Origin of the sequence: Pseudomonas sp. HY7a-MNA-CIBAN-0227, assembly GCF_040310325.1 — a bacterium.
GTDB lineage: Bacteria > Pseudomonadota > Gammaproteobacteria > Pseudomonadales > Pseudomonadaceae > Aquipseudomonas.
Genome location: NZ_JBEOPT010000001.1, coordinates 160,435 through 183,445 on the forward strand (window position 1 = coordinate 160,435; position 23,011 = coordinate 183,445).

Genomic DNA, 23,011 nt, shown 5'->3' on the forward strand with positions numbered 1-23,011 from the left:
AGGACATGCCTGTGACTAGCCCACTTCGACTCCTGCCGGTACCACTGGCCCTGGCCATCGCGCTCGCCGGTTGCGCCGGCCTGCCCGACCAGCGCCTGGCCAATGAAGCCCTCAAGCGTGGCGACACGGCGATGGCTGCGCAGAACTATCAGCAACTGGCCGACCTGGGCTACAGCGAAGCCCAAGTGGGCTTGGCTGATATCCAGGTAGGCACCCGCGACCCTGCGCAAATAAAACAGGCCGAAGCCACCTACCGCGCGGCGGCCGACATCTCGCCCCGCGCCCAGGCTCGCCTGGGTCGCCTGTTGGTAGCCAAGCCCGGTTCCACCGAGGCCGAGCAACACGAAGCTGAAGGCCTGTTGAAAAAAGCCTTTGCCAATGGCGAAGGCAACACCCTGATCCCCCTGGCGATGCTGTACCTGCAATATCCCCACAGTTTCCCGAACATCAACGCCCAGCAGCAAATCAGCAAATGGCGCACCGCCGGTTACCCAGAAGCGGGTCTGGCCCAGGTGCTGCTGTACCGCACCCAGGGCACGTACGACCAGCACTTGGACGAAGTGGAAACCATCTGCAAGGCGGCACTGAGCACCACCGACATCTGCTACGTCGAGTTGGCCACCGTCTACCAGAAACGCGACCAGCCTGAACAACAAGCTGAACTGCTCAAGCAGATGCAAGCAGGTTTCAGCCTTGGCACCGTCACCGCCCAACGGGTGGACAGCGTAGCCCGTGTGCTGGGTGATGCGAGCCTGGGCAAGACCGACGAAAAAACCGCGCAAGCGCTGCTGGAAAAAATCGCCCCTGGCTACCCGGCCTCCTGGGTCAGCCTGGCGCAATTGCTCTACGACTTCCCCGAACTGGGCGATGTCGACCAGATGATGAAGTACCTGGACAACGGTAGCGCCGCCGACCAGCCCCGCGCCGAACTGCTGCTGGGCAAGCTCTACTACGAAGGCAAATGGGTACCGGCCGATGCCAAGGCCGCCGAAGCGCACTTCCAGAAAGCTGTCGGCCGCGAAGTCGCCGCTGATTACTACCTCGGCCAGATCTACCGCCGTGGCTACCTGGGCCAGGTCTATCCGCAAAAAGCTCTGGACCACCTGCTGACCGCTGCGCGCAACGGCCAGAACAGTGCCGACTTCGCTATTGCCCAGCTATTTTCCCAGGGCAAGGGCACCAAGCCCGATCCCCTCAACGCCTGGGTCTTCAGCCAATTGGCCAAGGCACAGGACACACCGCAAGCCACTGAACTGGCCGCGCAGCTGGACACGCAACTGCCGCCAGCCCTGCGTGCCGAAGGCCAGCGCCTGCTGCAACAAGAACAGGCCGCCCGCGGCGCCTTGAGTCAAAACACGCTGCAACTGCACGCCCTGCAAGAAGAAGACGGCGAGGAATCCCTATGAAGCTCAATCCATTCGTCAAGGCCGGTATTGGCCTGACCTTCGCACTGCTGTGGTCGTGCCCGACCCTGGCCGCATTGACCGAAGAAAAGAACTTCGGCCTGGAAGTCAAAGTCACTGGCCAGTCCGAAGACGATCGCGACCTGGGCACGCAGAAAGAGGGCGACGTCAACGGCATAGGCCTCGACCTGCGCCCGTGGGTCTACGGTGAAAGCGGCAACTGGAGCGCCTACGCCATGGGTCAGGCGGTAGCGGCCAGCGACATCATCGAGACTGATACCCTGCAACAGTCCGACGCCGACGCCACTGAGCAGTCGAGCAACGACGACCGCAAGACCAAGAAAAACTACCTGGCCCTGCGCGAGTTCTGGATCGGCTATAGCGGCTTTACGCCCTACCCCGGCGAGCAACTGAAACTCGGGCGCCAACGCCTGCGCAACGACGACGGCCAGTGGCGCGACACCAACATCGAAGCGCTGAACTGGACCTTCGACACCACCCTGCTGCGGGCTAATGTCGGCGCTGCCGAACGCTTCAGCGAATACCGCACCGACCTCAAGGAACTGGCGCCCAAGGACAAGGACCGCCAGCACCTCTACGCCGACGCGGCCTATCAATGGACGCCGGGGCAGTGGATCGGCCTGCGCGGCCATCACACCCATGACGACGGCAAGCTCGACTTCCCGGAACCGGGCGTAGCTGCTGACTCCCTGGACAAGCGCGAAAACGGCGACCTGACCTGGCTCGGCATCGAAGCCAACAGCGACGCCTACAACTGGCGCAACACCAACACCGTCAACTACTGGGCCAGCATCACCGGCATGAAGGGCGATCGCGACACCGTCAACGCCTTGAACGCCGACGGCACCCGCCCGGCCACCGCCAAACGCAGCGACGACGTCGACGGCTGGGCAACCGACCTGGGTGTGCGCCTGCGCCTCGACCCGCAGTGGCAAGTCGGTGCGGCCTATGCCCGTGCCAGCGCCAACTACGAACAGAACGGCCTGCAGAGCAACCGCTCCAACTACACCGGCACCCAATCTCGCGTACACCGTTTCGGTGAGGCATTTCGCGGCGAGATGAACAACGTGCAGACCGCCACCCTATTCGGCTCCTGGCAACTGCGCGACGACTACGACGCCAGCCTGGTCTACCACAAGTTCTGGCGCGTGGACGGCAACAAGCCAGTGGGCAGCAACGGCATCGACGCGGTGCAAAACAACACCGACGACGTCACCGGCGCCGTGCTCTCCACCTCGTCCCTACCCTTGGAAGACGGCAAGAAAGACCTCGGCCAAGAGGTGGACCTGGTGGTCACCAAGTACTTCAAGAAAGGCCTGCTGCCGGCCGCGCTCAGCCAGTCGATCGACGAACCGTCGGCCCTGGTGCGCTTTCGTGGTGGTGTGTTCAAACCGGGCGATGCCTACGGCAAACAAGTCGACTCGTACATGCACCGCGCCTTTGTCGACGTGATCTGGCGCTTCTGATGGGAGCCTGCGCAATGAACCCTCAAGCCCTCAAAGGCTCGGTCAGCCTGCTGGTCGCAGCGATGCTGCTGGCCAGCGCTTCGGCCATGGCCAATGCAGAGCCGGCAGTCAAAGCGCCGACCATCGCCAAGGAACTGCAACAGGCCAAGACCTACACCATCACCAGCCCGCCGACTGCGCCGCTGGAGATGCCCAAGCCTGCGCTGCCGGACGTCTCGGGCTACACCGCAGAAGCCGCTGCAAAAAAAATCGTGCGCAGTAAGGTCGGCAAGGTCAGCGTGCGCCGGATGATGCAGGAAGACGCCCTCAAGGACTTTATCGGCGGCGATAACAAGATGGCCGAATGGGTGGTGCGCCAGCACGGCATTCCCCAGGCGATCTTTATCGACGACGGCTACATGAACCTCAAGGACCTGCTCAAGAAAGTGCCCAAGCAGTACCTCAGCGAAACCTCGCCGGGCGTGTTCCTGGCCAGGTTACCGATTGTGGTCGGGAACAAAGGCATCCTCGAAATCGACAAGCAGACTCAAGAGTTGCGCCTGTCCCAGGAAGCCGGCTCGTTCCTGGTCAACGACGGCAAGCTGTTTGTGCGCGACACCAAAATCACCGGTTGGCGCGAGAAAAGCAACGGCCCGGCGACCTTCCAGTCGTCCAAGGAATTTCGCCCGTTCCTGCTGGCCTGGGGCGGCACCGAGACCTACATCGTCAACAGCAAGATGGCCAGCTTCGGCTACGCCAACAGCAAGTCCTACGGGGTGAGTATTTCCCAGTACACGCCGAACATGGCCAAGGTGCTCAAGCGTAAAGAGCCGACCGGCTGGATCATCGGCTCCGAGTTCTCGGACATGTGGTACGGCTTCTACTGCTACGAGACCGAAGGCTTTGTGATCAAGGGTAATACCTACAAGGACAACCTTGTCTACGGCATTGACCCCCACGACCGTTCCCACGGTCTGATCATCACCGACAACACCGTCTACGGCACCAAGAAGAAGCACGGCATCATCATTTCCCGGGAAGTAAATGACAGTTTCATCTTCAACAACCGCAGCTACGACAACAAGCTCTCGGGCCTGGTGATCGACCGTAACAGCGTCAATAACGTGATCGCCGACAACGAGATTTACCAAAACCACACCGACGGCATCACGCTCTATGAGAGCGGCGACAACCTGCTGTGGGGCAACAAGGTGATCAGTAACCGCCGCCACGGCATCCGGATTCGTAACAGCGTGAACATTCGTCTGTACGAAAACATCGCCATGGCCAATGGGTTGACCGGGGTCTACGGGCACATCAAGGACCTCACCAACACCGACCGCGACTTCGATCTCGACCCGTTCGACACCAAGGTCTCGCTGATCGTGGTCGGCGGTGAACTGGCCGCCAACGGCAGCGGGCCGCTGTCCATCGACTCACCGTTGAGCATCGAGCTGTTTCGCGTGTCCATGCTCGCCCCGACCAAATCCAGCGGTATCAGCTTCTCGGGGATTCTCGGCGAGCGCCAGGATGAAATTCTCGACCTGCTGGTACGCCAGCAGAAAGCCGTGCTGATCGACCCTGTCGAACGCCAGACCGAATTGCAGGACTGAGGATGACCCTTATGCACCCACACATGATCAAACTGCTCAGCCTCTCGGGTTTGACCCTCGGCCTGCTGGCTGCCAGCCAAGGCGTGCGCGCCGATGAGGTCAAGGCACCGGCGTTCACCGCCGACCCGTGCTGCAACCTGTGCCCCGAAGCCCACGACGCCAAGAACTACACCACCCGCTATCAGCAGAACTTCACCACGCTGGTGCAAGCCCAGGGCGACTGGCTGTTCCGGACCCAGGAAGATTTGCGCACCGAGTTCAACACTAGCCCCGCCGGCTACAAACGCATGCAACTACTGCACGATGCGTTCAAGAGCAAAGGCGTGGAACTGGTGGTGGTCTACCAGCCAACCCGTGGCCTGGTAAACCGCAACAAGCTCAATGCCGAAGAGAAAGCCAAGTTCGATTTCGACAAGGCCCTGGGCAACTACAAAACCATGCTCGGCCGTTTTGCCAAGATGGGTTATGTGGTGCCGGACCTGTCGTCGCTGACCAATGAAGATTTATCACCAGGGCAGCCCGACGAACTGCCGGCCCACGATTTCTACTTCCGTGGCGACCAGCATTGGACTCCTTACGGCGCCCAGCGCACGGCAAAAATTGTCGGCGAACAAGTCAAGCAAATGGCCGCCTTTGCCGACATTCCCAAGCGTGAATTCCAGACCAAGAAGTCTGGCCGCATGGGCAAGACCGGCACCCTGCACAACATGGCCGGGCAACTGTGCGGTACCAGCTACGCGATCCAGTACATGGACCAGTTCACCACAGAGCCCAAGGGCGAAGCGGGCGACGGCGACCTGTTCGGTGATTCCGGCAACCCGCAGATCACCTTGGTGGGCACCAGCCACAGCGGCAAGAACTACAACTTCGCCGGTTTCCTTGAAGAAGAAATCGGCGCCGACATCCTCAACGTCGCCTTCCCCGGCGGTGGCCTGGAAGGCTCGATGATCCAGTACCTGGGCAGCGAAGAGTTCCAGAAGTCGCCACCGAAGATCCTCATTTGGGAATTCTCGCCGCTGTACCGCCTGGATCAGGAAACCACCTACCGCCAGATGATGTCGCTGCTGGACAACGGCTGTGAAGGCAAGACCGCGCAGATGAGCGCCAGCACCACGCTCAAGCCCGGCAAGAATGAATTGATGGTCAACAGCAAGAACATGGACCTGCGCAACAGCAACCACCAGGTCGACATCCGCTTCGCCGATCCCTCGGTGAAAACCCTGCAAGCCACCCTCTGGTACATGAACGGGCGCCACGAGGACATCAAAATCGACAAACCCGAAACATCCGATACAGACGGGCGTTTCGCCTTTGAACTGCGCACCGATGAAGACTGGGCCACGCAAACCCTGCTGGCCGTGGAAGTACAGGGCCCCGAAGCGGGCGCTGCTGCGCAGAAAGTCGAAGCGAAAATTTGCACACGCAACGTATTCCCTGGCGCCGGGCAAAACACCGCCCAGTTGCCCTTAGAGAAAGTCGTGCAATGAGGTTACTTATGCCAATTCGAAAACTACTGACGCCGACCTTGCTGGGCCTGGCGATCTTCGCCGGCTCCGTCAACGCCGCCGCCCCACTGCGCCCGCCTCAGGGCTACTTCGCGCCGGTGGAAAAATTCAAGACCGGTGACTTCAAGGACGGCTGCGATTCCATGCCGACGCCTTACACCGGCCCGTTGCAATTTCGTAGCAAATACGAAGGCTCCGACAAGGCCCGCTCGACCCTGAACGTGCAATCGGAAAAAGCCTTTCGCGACACCACCGCCGACATCACCACGCTGGAACGTGACACCAGCAAACGGGTGATGCAGTTCATGCGCGACGGCCGTCCGGAACAGCTGGAATGCACGCTCAACTGGCTGACCGGCTGGGCCAAGGCCGATGCGTTGATGTCCAAGGACTTCAACCACACCGGCAAGTCCATGCGCAAATGGGCACTGGGCAGCATGGCTTCGGCCTATATCCGCCTGAAGTTTTCCGACTCACACCCGCTGGCAAACCGTCAGCAGGAGTCGCAGTTGATCGAAGCCTGGTTCAGCAAAATGGCCGATCAGGTGGTCAGCGACTGGGACAACCTGCCGCTTGAGAAAACCAACAACCACTCCTACTGGGCCGCCTGGTCGGTGATGGCAACGTCCATCGCCACCAACCGCCGCGACCTGTTTGATTGGGCGGTGAAGGAATACAAGGTCGGCGCCAATCAAGTGGACGATCAAGGTTTCCTGCCCAACGAATTGAAGCGTCAACAACGAGCGTTGGCGTACCACAACTACGCCCTGCCACCGCTGTCGATGATTGCCAGTTTCGCCCTGGTCAACGGCGTGGATGTGCGGTCGGAAAACAACGGCGCACTCAAACGCCTGGGAGACAAGGTACTGGCCGGGGTCAAGGACCCGCAGATCTTCGAGAAGAAGAACGGCGAGAAACAGGACATGAAAGACCTGAAGCAGGACATGAAATTTGCCTGGCTGGAACCGTTCTGCAGCCTCTACACCTGCCCGCCCGAAGTGCTTGAGCGCAAGCACGGGATGCAGCCGTTCAAGACGTTCCGCCTCGGGGGTGACCTAACCAAGGTCTACGACCCGGCGCATGAAAAAGGCGACAAAGGCAGCTGATACACCGGGCTGATCACGCATAAAACCGTCCGGTTTTTCACGGGGGGTCTGGGGGGGCCGTTGGCCCTTGACTGTTGGTTAAACATGGAGAGATCGGGATGGTTTTCTCGTCCAATGTGTTCCTGTTTTTGTTCTTGCCGATCTTTCTCGGCTTGTACTACTTAAGCGGGCAACGCTATCGCAATCTGCTGCTGCTGATTGCCAGTTATGTGTTCTACGCCTGGTGGCGAGTGGACTTCCTGGCGCTGTTTGCCGCCGTCACGCTGTGGAATTACTGGATCGGCCTCAAGGTCGGTGCGGCAGGCGTGCGCACCAAGCCGGCCCAGCGCTGGCTGTTGCTCGGCGTAGCGGTCGACCTGTGCATCCTCGGCTACTTCAAGTACGCCAACTTCGGGGTCGACAGCATCAACGCGATGATGACCTCAGTCGGTCTTTCTCCCTTTATCCTCACCCATGTACTGTTGCCGATCGGGATCTCGTTCTACATTTTCGAGTCCATCAGCTACATCATCGACGTCTACCGTGGCGACACGCCAGCGACCCACAACCTCATCGACTTTGCGGCGTTCGTGGCGATCTTCCCGCACCTGATCGCCGGCCCGGTGTTGCGCTTTCGAGACCTTGCGGACCAGTTCAACAACCGTACCCACACCCTCGACAAGTTCTCCGAGGGGTGTACGCGGTTCATGCAGGGTTTCATCAAGAAGGTGTTTATCGCCGACACCCTGGCGGTGGTCGCCGACCATTGCTTCGCCCTGCAAAACCCCACCACCGGCGACGCCTGGCTCGGCGCGCTGGCGTACACCGCGCAGCTGTACTTCGACTTCTCCGGCTACAGCGACATGGCCATCGGCCTGGGTCTGATGATGGGTTTCCGCTTTATGGAAAACTTCAAGCAGCCCTACATCAGCCAGTCGATCACCGAGTTCTGGCGGCGCTGGCACATCAGCCTGTCCACCTGGCTGCGTGACTACCTGTACATCACCCTGGGCGGTAACCGCAAAGGCACGTTGACCACTTACCGCAACCTGTTCCTGACCATGTTGCTCGGCGGTCTGTGGCACGGCGCCAACATCACCTACATCGTTTGGGGCGCCTGGCACGGCATGTGGCTGGCGATTGAAAAAGCCATCGGCCTCGACACCTCACCGCGCAGCTTCAACCCGATTCGCTGGGCGCTGACCTTCCTGCTGGTGGTAATGGGCTGGGTGATCTTCCGCTCGGAAAACCTGCACGTCGCCGGTCGCATGTACGGCGCCATGTTCAGCTTCGGCGAATGGTCGCTGTCGGAACTCAACCGCGCCAACCTCACCGGGCTGCAAGTGGCAACCATGGTGGTGGCCTATGCAACGCTGGCGTTCTTTGGCCTGCGGGACTTCTACAGCAACCGTCCGGCACAAAAAACCAAGCCTGCAGATCCAAGCCTGATCAAGGCCGTACCCGGCGAAAACCCCGGCAGCATCCAGGAACCCGGCTACACCGTCGGCAGTAATGCCCAGGTGCAACCGGCCTACTGGGCCGCCGCCTGGCCACGCTACGCCATGCGCGCCCTAGTGCTGTTGTTGTTCGTGGCCTCGATTCTCAAACTTTCGGCGCAGAGTTTCTCGCCGTTCCTTTACTTCCAGTTCTGAGGGAGCCGACCATGACCCGTTCATTACGCGTCCTCTATATCAGCCTGTTCATGGCCGTGCTGCTCGCATTGGGCGCCTGGTCGATGCGCAGTTTTCTGGGCTTCAGCACCAACGCCGATGCCACGGTGCTTAACGGCCGCTGGGCCAAGGCCGTCGAGACCCATTACGACGAAGAGTTCCCGATCAAGCGCCTGGGTACCAACCTGTGGGCGGCGCTGGACTACAAGCTGTTCAACGAAGGTCGTCCCGGCGTGGTGCTGGGTCGCGATCACTGGTTGTACAGCGACGAGGAATTCAACCCCGCCGTCAACGAAGAGCAGAACCTGCAAGGCAACTACGCCCTGGTAGAAGGCGTGCGCCAGACCCTCAAGGCCAAAGGCATTCAACTGGTGATGGCGATTGTGCCGGCCAAGGTGCGCCTGTACCCGGAACACCTGGGTGATGTGCGCCCGGCGAGTATTCATGAAGGTCTCTACAAGGATTTTCATGCTCGCGTCGCTGCCGACAAAATCATCGCTCCCGACCTGCTGGGCCCGCTGCAACAGGCCAAGCACAACGGCCATCAGGTGTTCCTGCGCACCGACACCCACTGGACGCCCGACGGCGCCCAGGTCGCCGCGCAGCAGTTGGCCAAGGCTATCACCGACAAGACCCCCCTCAGCGGCGAGCCCCAGCGCTTTGTCACCGAAGCCGAGAAAACCGAACCGCACAAGGGCGACCTGCGCTTGTTCCTGCCCCTGGACCCACTGTTCGAAAACTTGATGCCGCCCCAGGAGCCTCTGGAGAAACGCGTGACTCACGCCGTGCAAACCAAGGCCGATGGCGACGACGCCCTGTTCGCCGACAGTGAAATGCCGGTGGCCCTGGTGGGCACCAGCTACAGCGCCAACCCCAACTGGAACTTCGTCGGTGCCTTGAAACAAGCCCTGGGCAGCGACGTGGTGAATTACTCCGAAGACGGCCACGGCCCGATCCTGCCGATGCTCAGCTATTTGAAAAGCGACGACTTCAAGAACAGCCCGCCACAAGTGCTGATCTGGGAGTTTCCGGAACGTTATCTGCCTGTGAACAACGAAATCGGCGATGCCGACCCGCAGTGGGTTGCGCAGCTTAAAGAAGCCGGTACACGCCAACAGAACATGGCACTGAACACTCAATTAAACACCCAACTAAACACCCAAAAATCCGAGACGCCCGACCGGGCGCAAAACTGAAAGAGGTAACTCACATGACTTTCACTACTACTCCTCGTCGTCTCGCCAAGTCCTTTGCACTGGTGGCCGGCATGAGCTTCTTGTCGATGACCGCCTTCGCTGGCGACGCCGCGCTCTACGGTCCTGTCGCACCGAAAGGCTCCAGCTTTGTGCGCTTGTTCAACGCCAGCAACCAGGAAGTCAGCGCCACCGTCGGCACCGCCAACCTGAGCGACATCGCCCCGCTGGGCAGCAGCGAATTCAGCTTCATGCCGGGCGGCGACTACAGCGCCAAGGTCGGCAGCGCGACCCTGCCGGTCAAACTGGCCGCTGATCACTACTACACCTTGGTCAACAACGGCAGCGGCCAGCCGCAACTGATCGAAGAGCCGCCGTTCAAGAACAAACAGAAATCCCTGGTGCGCGTGCAGAACCTCAGTGACAAGTCGCTGACCCTGAAAACTGCCGATGGCAAGACCGACGTGGTCAAGGCCGTAGCCGCCAAGAGCCGTGGCGAGCGCGAGATCAACCCGGTGAAGGTCAGCCTGGCGCTGTATGAAGGCGACAAGAAAGTCGGCGACGTCAAACCAGTAGCCCTGGAGCGCGGTGAAGCGGCGGTGCTGTACATCACCGGCAGCGGTTCCAGCCTGTCGCCAGTGTGGGTGAAACGCCCAGTGTCGACTCGCTAATTATATTTCCACATTGACGCTCCCCCTGTAGGAGCCGGGCTTGCCCGCGATGAACTCAAGGGCACCGCGTTTATTTTGGTGCCCCGCGTCATCGTTGACATCCACCGCGAGCAAGCTCGCTCCTACAGAGATAGCGATCAGCCTGGACCGAGACAAAAACAAGAGTGAAACGACAGAACGCAGTAGCTCTAACTCATATCGATTCAAGGAGAAACACCATGATTCCAGTCATCCTGTCCGGTGGTAGCGGCTCACGTCTTTGGCCGCTTTCGCGCAAACAGTTTCCCAAGCAATTCCTGGCCCTGACCGGTGAGCAAACGCTGTTCCAGCAAACGCTGGAACGCCTGGTATTCGACGGCATGGAGCAGCCCATCGTGGTCTGCAACAAGGACCATCGATTTATCGTCAACGAACAGTTGTCCGTCCGCAAGCTGGAAACCCAGCGCATCCTGATGGAGCCTTTCGGCCGCAACACTGCGCCGGCCGTGGCCCTCACCGCGATGATGCTGATCAACGAAGGCCGCGACGAGCTGATGCTGGTGTTGCCCGCCGACCACGTCCTGGACGACCAGAAAGCTCTGCAACGCGCCCTGGCCCTGGCCACCGTGGCGGCCGAGTGTGGCGAGATGGTGTTGTTCGGCGTACCGGCCACCCGTCCCGAAACCGGCTATGGCTACATCAAGTCCACCAACGATTCGCTGCTGCCCGAAGGCGTCAGCCGCGTGCAGCAGTTCGTCGAAAAACCTGATGAAAAACGCGCCACCGAGTTCGTCAAAAGCGGTGGTTACTTCTGGAACAGCGGCATGTTCCTGTTCCGCGCCAGCCGCTTCCTCGAAGAGCTGAAAAAGCACGACCCGGACATCTACGACACCTGCCTGCTGACCCTGGAGCGCAGCAACCAGACAGCCGACACCGTGGACATCGACGATGCCACCTTCGCCTGCTGCCCGGACAACTCCATCGACTACTCCGTCATGGAAAAAACCCAGCGCGCCTGCGTGGTGCCGCTGAGCGCCGGCTGGAGCGATGTGGGTTGCTGGGCGTCGTTGTGGGACGTGAATGAAAAAGACGCCAACGGCAACGTCAGCAAGGGCGATGTGGTTATCCAGGACAGCCACAACTGCATGATCCACGGCAACGGCAAACTGGTGTCGGTGATCGGCCTGGAAAACATCGTGGTGGTGGAAACCAAGGACGCGATGATGATTGCCCACAAGGACAAGGTCCAGGGCGTCAAACAGATGGTCAACACCCTCAACGAACAGGGCCGCAGCGAAACCCAGAACCACTGCGAGGTCTACCGTCCGTGGGGCTCCTACGACTCGGTGGACATGGGCGGGCGTTTCCAGGTCAAGCACATCTCGGTCAAGCCGGGTGCGTGCCTGTCGCTGCAGATGCACCACCACCGCGCCGAACACTGGATCGTGGTCAGCGGAACTGCCGAAGTCACCTGTGACGAGAACGTGTTCCTGCTCTGCGAAAACCAGTCCACCTACATCCCGATTGCCTCGGTACACCGTTTGCGTAATCCGGGCAAAATCCCCTTGGAGATTATCGAGGTGCAGTCGGGTAGTTATTTGGGTGAAGACGATATCGAGCGGTTTGAAGATATATATGGTCGCTCGACGCCGATTGAGCGTGGCGTGTCGGTGAAAACCATCGCGCAGTAAAAAGCAGCACAAGAAGCCCCCGTCCAGCCGACTGCGTCCCCTATCCGCAGCCGGTTGGGTGGGGGCTTTTTCTTGGGATCGGCGGTGCCTTTGAGGCCGTCATCGCAGGCAAGCCAGCGCCCGAAAGAACACCACCCCATCATCAGATAGGCAACCTCACCCAGCCACGGGTAGGATGGTTTATCTGTTTGCGAGGTTGTCATCATGTTCTTTGGTGTTTTGCTGATCATCACCTGGCTGATCCTGCTGCTACGCTATCCGGCCAGGGCGTTGCCGGTGTCTTTGGCAGCAGCGGTCGGCCTGGGGCTGGTGGCGGTGTGGGTGGTGTGGCTGGACAACCGCGAGGCGCAGCAACTGGCGCGGTTGGAATTGCGCATCAGCTATGCGCCGCAAAGCTGCCCGGCAGATCGTCCGTTGCAACTTAAGCTGAACAACGGCAACGACGTGCCTCTCACCGAATTGCGCTGGCGTGTCGCAGCCTATGCACCAGGAGACACAGTGAACCTGGCGGACAACGTCTACGCCGCCCCACGTTATCGCGGCCCCGGCGAATTGCAGGCCGGCGCCACTTGGGACGATTGCCTGCCCGTGCCCCCACTGCGTCCCGGCTACCGCCCACAAACCCTGGAGTTTCGCGCCGAGCATTTGCAAGGCAGCTTCTCCGACTAACAACGACAAAGGACTGATTCATGCCCAACGTGCTCATCACCGGTTGCTCCAGCGGCATCGGCCGCGCCCTGGCTGATGCCTTCAAGATTGCCGGCTATAAAGTATGGGCCAGCGCCCGCCGCCCTGAAGACGTCGCCGTCCTCGCCGCCGCGGGCTTTAACGCAGTGCAACTAGACGTCAACGACAGTGCTGCCCTGCAGCAATTGGCCGGGCAAGTGGGCGAGCTTGATGTGTTGATCAACAACGCTGGCTACGGCGCCATGGGTCCGCTGCTCGACGGCGGCACCCAGGCGATGCAGCAGCAATTTGAGACCAATGTCTTCTCGATCGTCGGCGTAACCCAGGCGCTATTCCCCGTGTTGCGCCGCAGCAAAGGGCTGGTGGTGAATATCGGCAGCGTGTCAGGCGTGTTGGTCACGCCGTTTGCCGGCGCCTACTGCGCCTCCAAAGCCGCCGTCCACGCCTTGAGCGACGCCCTGCGCATGGAGCTGGCACCGTTCGGCGTGCGGGTGATGGAAGTCCAGCCCGGTGCCATCGATACCAGCTTCGCAAAAAATGCCGGTACTCAGGCCGAGTTGTTGATTAACGAGCAGTCGCCCTGGTGGCCGCTGCGCGACAGCATCCGCGCCAGGGCAAAAGCTTCCCAGGACAGGCCGACCCCGGCCCGCGAGTTTGCGGCGCAGGTGCTCAAGGCCGTACAACAAAGTGAACCACCGCGCCTGCTGCGCTCGGGCAATGGCAGCCGGGCATTGCCATTGATGGCGGCGTTACTGCCCAAGGGTTTGCTGGAGAGCGTGTTGAAAAAGCGATTCGGGTTGGGTGGGGTGTTGTAATCACTGCAGCAGAACTATTGCCCCGAATCTCCCAAAAACTGTACCGAGCCCTCAATGATTGATTACAGCGATTTTTTCGAAGAAGTGATCCAGACCCACGTCGAGATCGAACAATGGTTCGCAGGCGTTGCTCCTGAAGGAACACTGGGCAACTTGTTGGCGCGCTTCTCGCCCGACTTCAGCATGATTACGCCCTCCACCGGCAACCGCATGGACGTTACCGCCGTCAGCGAACTGTTCCGCCGCCTTGGCGGCCAGCGCCCTGGGCTGAAAATCACCCTCAGCGAACTGACCGGCATTGACCGCCATGCCCGTGGCGCCATCGTGTCCTATCGGGAACACCAGATTGATGACAGCGCCACCCAGACGGATCGTCGCGCCACCGTTGTGTTTGAAAAGCAGGCAAGCGGCGCGCTGCTTTGGCGCCATCTGCACGAGACGTTTTGCTGACTTGTGGCGAGCCCGCTCACCACAGGGAGTTAGTTCTGTGCCTGGTTGACGATCACCGTACACGTAATCCCCGCCGCCATCAGCACGCCCTCGGGCACCTCATCTATGTGAATCCGCACCGGCACCCGCTGGGCCAGGCGCACCCAGTTGAAGGTGGGGTTCACGTCGGCGATCAGCTCGCGGCTTTGCGGGTTGTCGCGGTCGTAGATACCACGGGAGATGCTCTCCACGTGGCCCTTGAGGGTTTCACCGCTCATTAATTGCATGTCGGCTTTGTCGCCCACTTTCACGTGAGGCAGTTTGGTTTCCTCGAAGTAGCCGTAGACCCAGAACGAGTTCATGTCCACCACTGCCATCTTCGCTTCGCCGATGCGCGCGTAGTCGCCGCGATGAACGTTGAGGTTGGTGACATAACCGTCCACCGCCGCCAGCACCTGAGTGCGCTTGAGGTTCAGTTCGGCCGCTTCGAGTTGCGCCTGGGCGTGTTGATAGTCGGCCAGGGCCGAGTCGGCGATGTTGCTGGCGTCGTCGCGGTTTTCCCTGGAGATCACCAGGGCGTCAAGATCGGCGCGGCGGTGGGCGTTGACCTTACGCATCTCCCAGGTGGCCTTGCGCGAGGCCACCAACGATTGCGCCTGTTTCACGGCGATCCGGTAGTGCTCGGGGTCGATCTGCATCAGCAGGTCGCCCTTTTTCACCAACTGGTTGTCGCGCACCGGGACGTTGACTACTTCGCCGGTGACGTCGGCGGCGACATTGATGATATCGGCGCGCACCCGGCCATCGCGGGTCCAGGGTGTCTCCATGTAGTTCACCCACAGCGTGCGGCCAATCCATATCGCCAGGGCCAGTACCAGCAGGGTCGCGAGCAGGCTGAAAAACTTTTTCATCGGGGCATTCTCAACGGTAGACGGTCAGCGACAGAGCGCCGAAAAGACAAGCAAACAGGCTCAGGCGCAGCAGCGCCGGGTGCCAGAAAAAACGGTACACGTCGAACCCGGCAAGGAAGCGATCCAGCGCCCAGGCAAGTCCCGCAGCGATGAAAAACATCAGGGTCATGGTCGGCATGTAGATGCCGTGGAAGGCGATTTCACGAGGCATTGACGACTCCGGAGGGCTTGAGAGCAGCCAGGGGCGATTGCGGGTCCAGCAGGGAGGTGCGGATAAAGTGCAGGTAGCTTTTCACCCGGCGCAGGGCCGAGGTGTCGAAGTGCGGGGCGAAGGGTTCGTCGGTCGCCTGGACGCGGCTGATGGCGTGGTCCACGGCGATCAAACCACGTTCAAGATTGCTGTGGCTGGGTTGCAGGAACAACCGCATCAGCGAGCGCCCCATCACCCGGATCGCCTGGCGCCACGGCTGGGATTGGGCGTAGGCCGGGTGGATCGGCAAGATCGCCTGTTCCTTGCGCAACTCGATAATGGCGTGGCCAACTTCCAGCACCACGAACATCCAGCGCAGCAGGTCGCGCTGCACCTGAGGTTGGCCGGCGGCCAGGCCATAGGCCTGGTGCAGCAGGTCGCGGGTGCGGCTTTCGAAACTCGACGCCATCCCCTTGAGCTTGCCGCTGATGGCGTACACCACTTGCTCGCGCAGGTTCTGCTCCAGGCGGCGCCACAACCAGCGGCTGTTGGGCGGCAGGATGATCGCCCCGGCGGCGGCACACACCAGCATGCCGATGATCATGGCGATGTAGTCGTTGATGAAGGTGTAGGGGTTATAGATCGTCACGTTGTCCGGCACCGAGCCGGTGCTGAAGAAGATCAACAACCCCAGGCCAACGCCGGCGTATTTCGGCCGCGATGAAAGGAACGCGCCCAGCATGATCACCGGTGCGAGCATCACGCACAGCAACGGGAAGCCGTCGATCCTGGGAAATACGAAAAACATCTCGACGAAGCCCACCAAGGCACCGATCAACGTACCGCAAGCCATTTGAAACGCCATGCGCTTGGGGTTCGGCGTCGCAGCCGAAAGGCCCACGGTGGCCGCCGCGATCAGGGTCATGGTGGCGCCGCTGGGCCAGGCCGTGGCCACCCAGTAGCTGCCCAGCACCACCAGAATAAAGGCGGCGCGAATACCCGATGCAGCGCAGGCCAGCCAGTTGGTTTGCGGGGTGTAGGGTTCGTCCCAGTGTTCACGCGCATGGCTGTGATCGGCCAGGGACGCGTGAGTCTGCGCATAACCGTGCAGGTCATCGACAAAGCGGTACAGCAGTTCATAGGCGGTATGAAAATCCAGCTGCTCGGCGTCGCTCGGCGCGCTTTCCTGGAAGGTCGTACGCAGGCTGCGCACCTTGGCCGGCAGGTCTGACTTGTAGGCGGTCAATTGGCTGACAAGCCGCGCGGCGTCGGGGCTGGTGAGGGCACGGCCGGAGAAACCGTCGAGCAACTCGGCCAAGTCCTGCAAGCCTGGTTTGATCGCAGCAACTACATGATCAGCATCGTGGGCACGCAGGCGTTCCAGCAACTGATGCAGCGCGTTGAAGCGGGTGGTGATGCCCATAAATTCGCTGTTCAAGCGACTGAGCCGACCGTTGCGCCGACGCATGTGCGGGTCTTCAAACACGGTGACGCTGCGCAGCCCTTCCAGGCCCACGGCTTCGGCGATAAAGCGCACGTTGCTGCTTTCAAAACCCTCGCGTTGACTGCGCCCGCGCAAACCGTCAGTGACAAACAGCGCAAACACCCCGAAGCGCTGATACAGCGCGTTGCGCATGGCGGCGCTGGCGGTTTGCGGCAGGATCGCGGCGCTGATCAACGTGGCACAGAGAATCCCCAGGGAGATTTCCAACACTCGCCAGACCGCCGCCATAAAGGCACCGTCCGGATGAGCCAGCGCAGGCAAGCCAACCATTGCCGCCGTGTAGCCGGCGAGCACAAAACCATAGGCGCGAAAGTTGCGATAACGGGCCGCGCCGGCCGAGCAGATGCCGACCCAGATTGCCAGTGAGCCGAGAAACAACTCAGTGTTTTGCGCAAACAAGGCGATCAACAACACCATCACCGCAGAGCCCGCAAGGGTGCCGAGAAAGCGATAGAAACTCTTGGCAAACACCTGGCCGCTTTGCGGCTGCATCACGATAAACACGGTGATCATCGCCGTGCGCGGTTGCGGCAGCTCCAGGCGCATGGCCAGCCACAGGGTCAGGAACGCAGCGATCAACACTTTGAAGATATACACCCAGGTCACGCCATCGCTGCGTGCCCAGTCGAAAAAGCCACGTCGCCATTCCAGGGAATGCAGCCAGCGCAGCGGTGCAGGCAAGGGAGTCATGGGAACCTGATTAGTGATCAAAGACGGCCAGTGCCGCCGGGGTCTTGCTCGGTAAGGTCTTGCTCGGCTCAGGCACGTCGTTGCCTGCGCCCAGGCCACCGCCCAGCGCGGTCACCAGTTCGGCGTGTGCACTCAGGCGCGCGGCCTGGACCTGTTGCTGGATCTGCTGTTGGCGGAACAACAGGCTCTGGGCGTTCAGCACGTTGAGGTAATCGGTGAGGCCGCGCTGGTAGGCGATCATGGCGATGTCGTAGGTTTTCTGCGCCGAAGCCACCGACTCAGCGGCAAAGCCTTGCTGCTTGTCCATGGATTCGCGGCGAATCAACTGGTCGGAGATGCCCTTGAGTGCGTTGACCAGGGTCTGGTTGTAACGCGCCACGGCGATGTCAAAACCGGCGCTGGCCTCTCCCAGTTGCGAGCGCAGGCGGCCGCCGTCGAAAATCGGCAAGGTGATGGCCGGGCCGACGCTGTAGTTGAGTTTCTTGCCGGTCAGGAACGCCAGAGCCCCGCCACCCGTGGCGACGTAACCGAGGCTGCCCACCAGATCGACGTTGGGGTAGAAGCCGGCGTGGGCCACATCGATGCCCCGAGCCTGGGCTGCCACTTGCCAGCGGCTGGCGACCACGTCCGGACGTTGGCCGAGCAATTGGGCGGGCAGGCTCGAAGGCAATTTCAGCGGCGCGCCCAGCGATAAGGTCGGGCGTTGCAACTGCGCGCCTTCACCTGGCCCTTTGCCGGCCAGCGCCGCCAATTGGTTGCGGCTCAAGGCAATTTCCTCATCAAGGGCATCCAGCTGCCGATGGGTTTCCGGCAACGGCGTTTCGGCCTGGCTGACTTCGAAATGGGTGCCGATACCGCCGGCCAGGCGCTTTTGCGCAAGCTCCAGGATCTGCTGTTGCTGGGCCAGGGTTGCGGCGACAATATCGCGCTGGGCGTAGTGCAAGGACAACTGGATATAGGCGCGTACCACGTTGTTCTGCAATTCCAGCTGGGCCTGTCGCGCTTGGGCGGCGCTCATATGGGCCAAGTCAACGGCGCGCTCGCTGGCGTTGCTTTCCCGGCCCCAGAGGTCTAGCGCATAACTGAAGCCCAGGGCGGCGCTGTTGTCCCAGGTGGTGGAATTGTCCAATTTACCGGGGCCGTAGAACTGATCGCTGGGCCAACTGTGGCGCTTGAGGGTTGCGTCGCCATTGATCTGCAACGACTCGGCCGACTCGACAATCCCGGCCATCGCCCGCGCTTCACGAACCCGCGCTGCAGCCATGGCCATGCTCGGGCTGCCTTGCACGGCGAGGTCGATCCAACGATTGAGCTGGGGGTCGCCGTAGGCCTGCCACCATTGGGCGGTGGGCCAGTGGGCATCCTGGGCGGCGCTGCGGATCGCTTCGTCGGTGACCAAGGTGTTGGCGGCGAGGGACTGACCTTGGGGAGCAATGCCCCCGGTTCCGATGCAGCCGCTGATTGCTAACGATAAAACCCAAACACTGAGAGTCTTCAGCTCTCTGTTGATGCGACGCGGCACTGCTGCGAATTCCTGAGAGGGTGTTGCGGGGAAGGTGGTGCAATTCTAGGGGGCCATCTGGATGGCGATAAGGTGGGATTCCTGTGAATCTTTATTACCATTCAGGCGATAATCCGTTAGTAGGGATCACTGGCCCCTGCAACTTCGTGTCACAATTTGCCATCTCCCTTGAGAGCACCCCATGGATACTTTGCAAAATATGCGCGCGTTCAGTAGCGTGGCCGAGGCCGGCAGCTTCACCGCCGCCGCCGTGCAACTGGACACCACCACGGCCAACGTCTCGCGCGCGGTCTCAAACCTTGAGGCCCATCTGCAAACCCGCCTGCTCAACCGTACGACCCGCCGCATCGCCCTGACGGAGGCTGGCAAGCGCTATTTATTGCGCTGCGAACAAATCCTGGCATACGTCGAGGAAGCTGAAGCCGAAGCCAGCGATGCCCACGCGCGGCCCTCCGGACAGTTGAAAGTGCACACCATGACCGGCATCGGCCAGCACTTCGTGATCGATGCCATCGCCCGCTATCGCCGCACTCACCCGGACGTGACCTTCGACCTGACCCTGGCCAACCGCGTGCCGGACCTGCTGGACGAGGGTTATGACGTGTCCATCGTGCTCGCCAGCGAACTGGCGGATTCGGGTTTTGTGTCCCAGCGCTTGGGGATAACTTACAGCATCGCTTGTGCCTCGCCCGCCTACGTCAAAGCCAATGGCTGCGCGCAACGGCCCGGCGACTTGCTTAACCATTCCTGCCTGCGCCTGGTGAGCCCGGTGATCCAACTGGACAAATGGACCTTCAACGGCCCGGACGGCCAGGAGAGCGTCAACATCAACCGGTCACCCTTTCTGGTGAACTCCGCCGACGCGATGAAAACCGCCATCATCAGTGGCATGGGTGTAGGTCTGTTGCCGGTGTATGCGGCCATTGAAGGGCTGCGCAACGGCACATTGGTGCGGGTGATGCCCAACTACCGCTCCCAGGAGCTGAACCTGTACGCCATCTACCCATCGCGCCAGTACCTGGATGCGAAGATCAAGACGTGGGTGGAATACCTGCGCGGCTCGTTGCCGGAGATTCTGGCGGCCCACCAGGCGGAGTTGGCGGCGTATGAGTTGAGTGGGAGTTTGGGTGGGGCGCGTTTGAGTAACTGATCCACAACCCCCTGTAGCAGCTGTCGAGTGAAACGAGGCTGCGTTGGGAGCGGCTCGGTTCTGGGGGCGGTGGTGTGGCCGACGTAGCCTCGCTGGGGCTCGACAACTGCTTGAGTTTTCGTCTTAACACCTATTCCTCGCACCTGCGGTGGTTTTGCAGTGCCCGGATAAATGTTAGCGTGCTTGGCATTCTCAGCCGTATTGATGAGCCCGCCTCCCATGAAAAAGACCGTTCTCGCTTTCAGCCGTGTCACTCCCGAAATGATCGAGCGCCTGCAACAGGACTTCGAGGTTATCGCCCCCAATCCCAAGCTCGGCGATATCAATGCCCAGTTCAATGAAGCCCTACCCCACGCCCACGGGCTGATCGGGGTGGGCCGCAAGCTCGGGCGGGCACAGTTGGAAGGTGCGACAAAGCTGGAAGTGGTCTCCAGCGTCTCGGTGGGCTATGACAACTACGACGTCGCCTACTTCAACGAACGCGGGATCATGCTCACCAACACCCCCGACGTGCTCACCGAAAGCACCGCCGACCTGGCCTTCGCCCTGCTGATGAGCAGCGCCCGCCGAGTGGCCGAGCTGGACGCCTGGACCAAGGCCGGCCAGTGGAAAGCCAGTGTCGGGGCGCCGTTGTTTGGTTGTGATGTGCACGGCAAGACCTTAGGAATAGTCGGCATGGGCAATATCGGCGCGGCCATCGCCCGTCGTGGCCGCCTGGGCTTCAATATGCCGATCCTCTACAGCGGCAACAGCCGCAAGACCGCGCTGGAGCAAGAGCTGGACGCGCAATTTCGCAGCCTCGACCAGTTGCTGGCCGAGGCAGATTTTGTCTGCCTGGTGGTGCCGTTGAGCGAGAAGACCAAACACTTGATCAGCCATCGCGAGCTGGGGCTGATGAAGTCCAGCGCGATCCTGGTAAATATCTCCCGTGGCCCAGTGGTGGACGAACCCGCGCTGATCGAAGCCCTGCAAAACCAGCGAATTCGCGGCGCCGGGCTGGACGTCTACGAGCGGGAGCCGCTGGCCGAGTCGCCGTTGTTCCAACTCAGCAACGCAGTGACTTTGCCGCATATCGGCTCGGCCACCCATGAAACCCGCGAAGCCATGGCCAACCGCGCCCTGGATAACCTGCGCAGCGCGCTGCTGGGCGAGCGCCCGCAAGATCTGGTCAACCCGCAGGTGTGGAAGGGCTAAGCTCCCTCGAAGCGCTGCTACTCTCGTAGCAGCTTGCGTCGGGTGCGATGATTGCGGTGGTGCGTGCGTCGTAGCCTCGCTGGGGCTCGACAACTGCGGGGTTCCAGTAGCTCCCGCTTTTAATGCTAAAGCATGGGCCACTCAAGTCGATAACCCCCTATAGATCGTCATCCCTGATCCACAGAAGGTTTCTATGTCCACCACCAAAGCCCGCGCAGACTCACTCTCACTTCTGCTTTTTACCTTGCGCAGCGGCAAGCTGATGGCCATCAATCTGCTGAAAGTCAGTGAAATCATCCCTTGCCCGCCGCTGACCAAGCTGCCGGAGTCTCACCCTCACGTCAAAGGCATCGCCACCCTGCGCGGCGCGGCGTTGTCGGTGATCGACCTGAGCCGGGCCCTGGGGGAAATGCCCCTGGAAGACCCGGATGGCGGCTGCCTGATCGTCACTGACGTCAGCCGCTCCAAACAAGGCCTGCACGTACAAGCGGTAAGCCGGATCGTCCACTGCCTGACCACCGACGTTCGTCCTCCGCCCTTTGGTTCCGGTGGCAGCCGTTCGTTCATTACCGGCGTGACCCAGGTCGACGGGGCATTGGTGCAGGTGCTGGACATCGAAAAAGTCATCCACGCCATTGCCCCGGTGCAGATTGAAGTAGCGCCCACCGACTTGAGCATGGAAGAGGCCGAAGTGCTGGGCCATGCACGAATCCTAGTAGTTGATGACAGCCAGGTGGCGTTGCAACAATCGGTACATACCCTGCGCAACCTCGGCCTGCATTGCCACACCGCCCGCAGTGCCAAGGAAGCCATTGATCGCCTGCTGGAGCTGCAAGGCACCGCCGAACAGATCAACGTGGTGGTATCGGACATCGAAATGTCCGAGATGGACGGTTATGCCTTCACCCGCACCCTGCGGGAAACCCCGGACTTCCAGGACCTCTATGTGCTGCTGCACACCTCCCTGGACAGCGCCATGAACAGCGAAAAAGCCCGACTGGCCGGGGCCAACGCGGTGTTGACCAAGTTTTCCTCGCCGGAGCTGACCAAATGCCTGGTGGTCGCCGCGCAGACCGTGGCGCAACAGGGCCTCTGACCGATGGGCGAGTATTTCCAGTTGCTGCGCCGAGACTTGCGTGGCGCCCTGCCCGCGCCGCAATGGCCTGCAGATATTCGCCTGGAGCACTACCACGAAGAACTGGCCCCGGCGATCCACGCCGTGCTGCTCCTGGGTTATCAACAGGGCGGTGGTCGGGTTGCCCCCCTTGAGCAGTGGTGCCAACAGTTCGTCACCGACGCCGAGTTCGACCCGACCCTGTGCATCGTCGCCAGTAACGCCAGCGGCATCGTCGGCGTGGCGCAATGCTGGACCAGCGCCTATATCAAGAATCTGGTGATCCATCCCAACGCTCAAGGCCAGGGCCTGGGCCGGGCCTTGTTGCAGCAGGTGTTCCAGGTGTTTCAGCAGCGCCGAGAAGGCTTCGTCGATCTCAAGGTGCTGGAAACCAATGTGCGGGCCCGGCGCCTGTATGAAAGCGCGAGCATGGTGTTCGTGCTGCGAGACCTCCTCCCTGAGGAATAAAGGCCTGGCGCATAACTTGCTTCGGACAAGGCCTGGACGCTGGACAGAGGTGTAAACCCGT

At 61.0% G+C, this 23,011-nt stretch carries 20 protein-coding genes; 16 read left to right on the top strand and 4 right to left on the bottom strand.

Features of this window, described 5'->3' with window-relative positions:
• Positions 1–5 precede the first annotated feature (5 nt).
• From algK to AAEZ06_RS00800, 12 genes are all read left to right on the top strand, one after another.
• Entirely contained in the window at positions 6–1,406 is a 1,401-nt protein-coding gene (gene algK / locus AAEZ06_RS00745; RefSeq protein ID WP_350612472.1) for an alginate biosynthesis TPR repeat lipoprotein AlgK, read from the top strand.
• Positions 1,403–2,890: an alginate export family protein gene (locus AAEZ06_RS00750; protein ID WP_350612474.1), complete on the top strand. Its 1,488-nt coding sequence runs from the start codon at positions 1,403–1,405 to the stop codon at positions 2,888–2,890. Before algK ends, AAEZ06_RS00750 begins: the two co-directional genes overlap by 4 nt.
• A gap of 14 nt (positions 2,891–2,904) precedes the next feature.
• Complete coding sequence (gene algG, locus AAEZ06_RS00755) at positions 2,905–4,482, top strand: mannuronan 5-epimerase AlgG (RefSeq protein WP_371923850.1); 1,578 nt, start codon at positions 2,905–2,907, stop codon at positions 4,480–4,482.
• Between the two features lie 11 nt (positions 4,483–4,493).
• Entirely contained in the window at positions 4,494–5,969 is a 1,476-nt protein-coding gene (locus AAEZ06_RS00760; protein WP_149411061.1) for an alginate O-acetyltransferase, read from the top strand.
• A 14-nt stretch (positions 5,970–5,983) separates the two neighbouring features.
• A complete protein-coding gene (locus AAEZ06_RS00765; RefSeq protein WP_178114388.1) occupies positions 5,984–7,093 on the top strand; it encodes a mannuronate-specific alginate lyase in 1,110 nt (369 codons plus the stop codon).
• A 98-nt stretch (positions 7,094–7,191) separates the two neighbouring features.
• On the top strand, positions 7,192–8,724 hold the full coding sequence (locus tag AAEZ06_RS00770; RefSeq protein ID WP_133099790.1) for an MBOAT family O-acyltransferase: 1,533 nt from the start codon (positions 7,192–7,194) through the stop codon (positions 8,722–8,724).
• 11 nt (positions 8,725–8,735) lie between these two features.
• Positions 8,736–9,938, top strand: a complete 1,203-nt coding sequence (locus tag AAEZ06_RS00775; protein ID WP_350612477.1) for an alginate O-acetyltransferase — start codon at positions 8,736–8,738, stop codon at positions 9,936–9,938.
• Positions 9,939–9,952: 14 nt separating this feature from the next.
• Positions 9,953–10,606 carry an alginate O-acetyltransferase AlgF gene (locus tag AAEZ06_RS00780; RefSeq protein ID WP_350612478.1) on the top strand — a complete coding sequence of 218 codons (654 nt, stop codon included), beginning with the start codon at positions 9,953–9,955 and terminating at the stop codon, positions 10,604–10,606.
• 218 nt (positions 10,607–10,824) lie between these two features.
• Positions 10,825–12,276, top strand: coding sequence for a mannose-1-phosphate guanylyltransferase/mannose-6-phosphate isomerase (locus tag AAEZ06_RS00785; RefSeq protein ID WP_149410954.1), 1,452 nt, complete (start codon positions 10,825–10,827; stop codon positions 12,274–12,276).
• Positions 12,277–12,480: 204 nt separating this feature from the next.
• On the top strand, positions 12,481–12,945 hold the full coding sequence (locus AAEZ06_RS00790) for a multidrug transporter (protein WP_133099795.1): 465 nt from the start codon (positions 12,481–12,483) through the stop codon (positions 12,943–12,945).
• A gap of 20 nt (positions 12,946–12,965) precedes the next feature.
• Entirely contained in the window at positions 12,966–13,778 is an 813-nt protein-coding gene (locus AAEZ06_RS00795; RefSeq protein WP_149410952.1) for an SDR family oxidoreductase, read from the top strand.
• A 54-nt stretch (positions 13,779–13,832) separates the two neighbouring features.
• Positions 13,833–14,228, top strand: coding sequence for a nuclear transport factor 2 family protein (locus tag AAEZ06_RS00800; protein WP_149410951.1), 396 nt, complete (start codon positions 13,833–13,835; stop codon positions 14,226–14,228).
• Between the two features lie 29 nt (positions 14,229–14,257).
• On the opposite strand, the gene AAEZ06_RS00805 is transcribed toward AAEZ06_RS00800, so the two are convergent.
• The 4 genes from AAEZ06_RS00805 to AAEZ06_RS00820 are packed head-to-tail and all read right to left on the bottom strand — an operon-like array spanning position 14,258 to position 19,024.
• Positions 14,258–15,118 (bottom strand): efflux RND transporter periplasmic adaptor subunit, encoded by an 861-nt coding sequence (locus tag AAEZ06_RS00805; RefSeq protein WP_350612479.1) that lies wholly within the window; start codon positions 15,116–15,118, stop codon positions 14,258–14,260.
• Positions 15,119–15,128: 10 nt separating this feature from the next.
• A complete protein-coding gene (locus AAEZ06_RS00810; RefSeq protein WP_149410949.1) occupies positions 15,129–15,329 on the bottom strand; it encodes a DUF1656 domain-containing protein in 201 nt (66 codons plus the stop codon).
• Positions 15,319–17,502, bottom strand: coding sequence for an FUSC family protein (locus AAEZ06_RS00815; RefSeq protein WP_149410948.1), 2,184 nt, complete (start codon positions 17,500–17,502; stop codon positions 15,319–15,321). The genes AAEZ06_RS00810 and AAEZ06_RS00815 overlap by 11 nt, the downstream gene beginning before the upstream one ends.
• A gap of 10 nt (positions 17,503–17,512) precedes the next feature.
• Positions 17,513–19,024 (bottom strand): efflux transporter outer membrane subunit, encoded by a 1,512-nt coding sequence (locus tag AAEZ06_RS00820; protein ID WP_149410947.1) that lies wholly within the window; start codon positions 19,022–19,024, stop codon positions 17,513–17,515.
• Between the two features lie 181 nt (positions 19,025–19,205).
• Here AAEZ06_RS00820 and AAEZ06_RS00825 point away from each other — a divergent pair, with 181 nt between their 5' ends.
• From AAEZ06_RS00825 to AAEZ06_RS00840, 4 genes are all read left to right on the top strand, one after another.
• Complete coding sequence (locus AAEZ06_RS00825) at positions 19,206–20,174, top strand: LysR family transcriptional regulator (protein WP_133099804.1); 969 nt, start codon at positions 19,206–19,208, stop codon at positions 20,172–20,174.
• A 219-nt stretch (positions 20,175–20,393) separates the two neighbouring features.
• The gene (locus AAEZ06_RS00830; protein ID WP_350612480.1) at positions 20,394–21,368 is read left to right on the top strand and encodes a 2-hydroxyacid dehydrogenase; all 975 of its coding nucleotides are present in this window, start codon (positions 20,394–20,396) and stop codon (positions 21,366–21,368) included.
• 193 nt (positions 21,369–21,561) lie between these two features.
• The gene (locus AAEZ06_RS00835) at positions 21,562–22,464 is read left to right on the top strand and encodes a chemotaxis protein CheV (protein ID WP_149410945.1); all 903 of its coding nucleotides are present in this window, start codon (positions 21,562–21,564) and stop codon (positions 22,462–22,464) included.
• Between the two features lie 3 nt (positions 22,465–22,467).
• Positions 22,468–22,950 carry a GNAT family N-acetyltransferase gene (locus AAEZ06_RS00840; RefSeq protein ID WP_149410944.1) on the top strand — a complete coding sequence of 161 codons (483 nt, stop codon included), beginning with the start codon at positions 22,468–22,470 and terminating at the stop codon, positions 22,948–22,950.
• Positions 22,951–23,011: the final 61 nt, after the last annotated feature.

Coding starts and splice junctions, on each gene's coding strand:
- algK (WP_350612472.1), top strand. CDS start 6: ATGCCTGTGACTAGCCCACTTCGACTCCTGCCGGTACCACTGGCCCTG.
- AAEZ06_RS00750 (WP_350612474.1), top strand. CDS start 1,403: ATGAAGCTCAATCCATTCGTCAAGGCCGGTATTGGCCTGACCTTCGCA.
- algG (WP_371923850.1), top strand. CDS start 2,905: ATGAACCCTCAAGCCCTCAAAGGCTCGGTCAGCCTGCTGGTCGCAGCG.
- AAEZ06_RS00760 (WP_149411061.1), top strand. CDS start 4,494: ATGCACCCACACATGATCAAACTGCTCAGCCTCTCGGGTTTGACCCTC.
- AAEZ06_RS00770 (WP_133099790.1), top strand. CDS start 7,192: ATGGTTTTCTCGTCCAATGTGTTCCTGTTTTTGTTCTTGCCGATCTTT.
- AAEZ06_RS00775 (WP_350612477.1), top strand. CDS start 8,736: ATGACCCGTTCATTACGCGTCCTCTATATCAGCCTGTTCATGGCCGTG.
- AAEZ06_RS00780 (WP_350612478.1), top strand. CDS start 9,953: ATGACTTTCACTACTACTCCTCGTCGTCTCGCCAAGTCCTTTGCACTG.
- AAEZ06_RS00785 (WP_149410954.1), top strand. CDS start 10,825: ATGATTCCAGTCATCCTGTCCGGTGGTAGCGGCTCACGTCTTTGGCCG.
- AAEZ06_RS00790 (WP_133099795.1), top strand. CDS start 12,481: ATGTTCTTTGGTGTTTTGCTGATCATCACCTGGCTGATCCTGCTGCTA.
- AAEZ06_RS00795 (WP_149410952.1), top strand. CDS start 12,966: ATGCCCAACGTGCTCATCACCGGTTGCTCCAGCGGCATCGGCCGCGCC.
- AAEZ06_RS00800 (WP_149410951.1), top strand. CDS start 13,833: ATGATTGATTACAGCGATTTTTTCGAAGAAGTGATCCAGACCCACGTC.
- AAEZ06_RS00805 (WP_350612479.1), bottom strand. CDS start 15,118: ATGAAAAAGTTTTTCAGCCTGCTCGCGACCCTGCTGGTACTGGCCCTG.
- AAEZ06_RS00810 (WP_149410949.1), bottom strand. CDS start 15,329: ATGCCTCGTGAAATCGCCTTCCACGGCATCTACATGCCGACCATGACC.
- AAEZ06_RS00815 (WP_149410948.1), bottom strand. CDS start 17,502: ATGACTCCCTTGCCTGCACCGCTGCGCTGGCTGCATTCCCTGGAATGG.
- AAEZ06_RS00825 (WP_133099804.1), top strand. CDS start 19,206: ATGGATACTTTGCAAAATATGCGCGCGTTCAGTAGCGTGGCCGAGGCC.
- AAEZ06_RS00830 (WP_350612480.1), top strand. CDS start 20,394: ATGAAAAAGACCGTTCTCGCTTTCAGCCGTGTCACTCCCGAAATGATC.
- AAEZ06_RS00835 (WP_149410945.1), top strand. CDS start 21,562: ATGTCCACCACCAAAGCCCGCGCAGACTCACTCTCACTTCTGCTTTTT.
- AAEZ06_RS00840 (WP_149410944.1), top strand. CDS start 22,468: ATGGGCGAGTATTTCCAGTTGCTGCGCCGAGACTTGCGTGGCGCCCTG.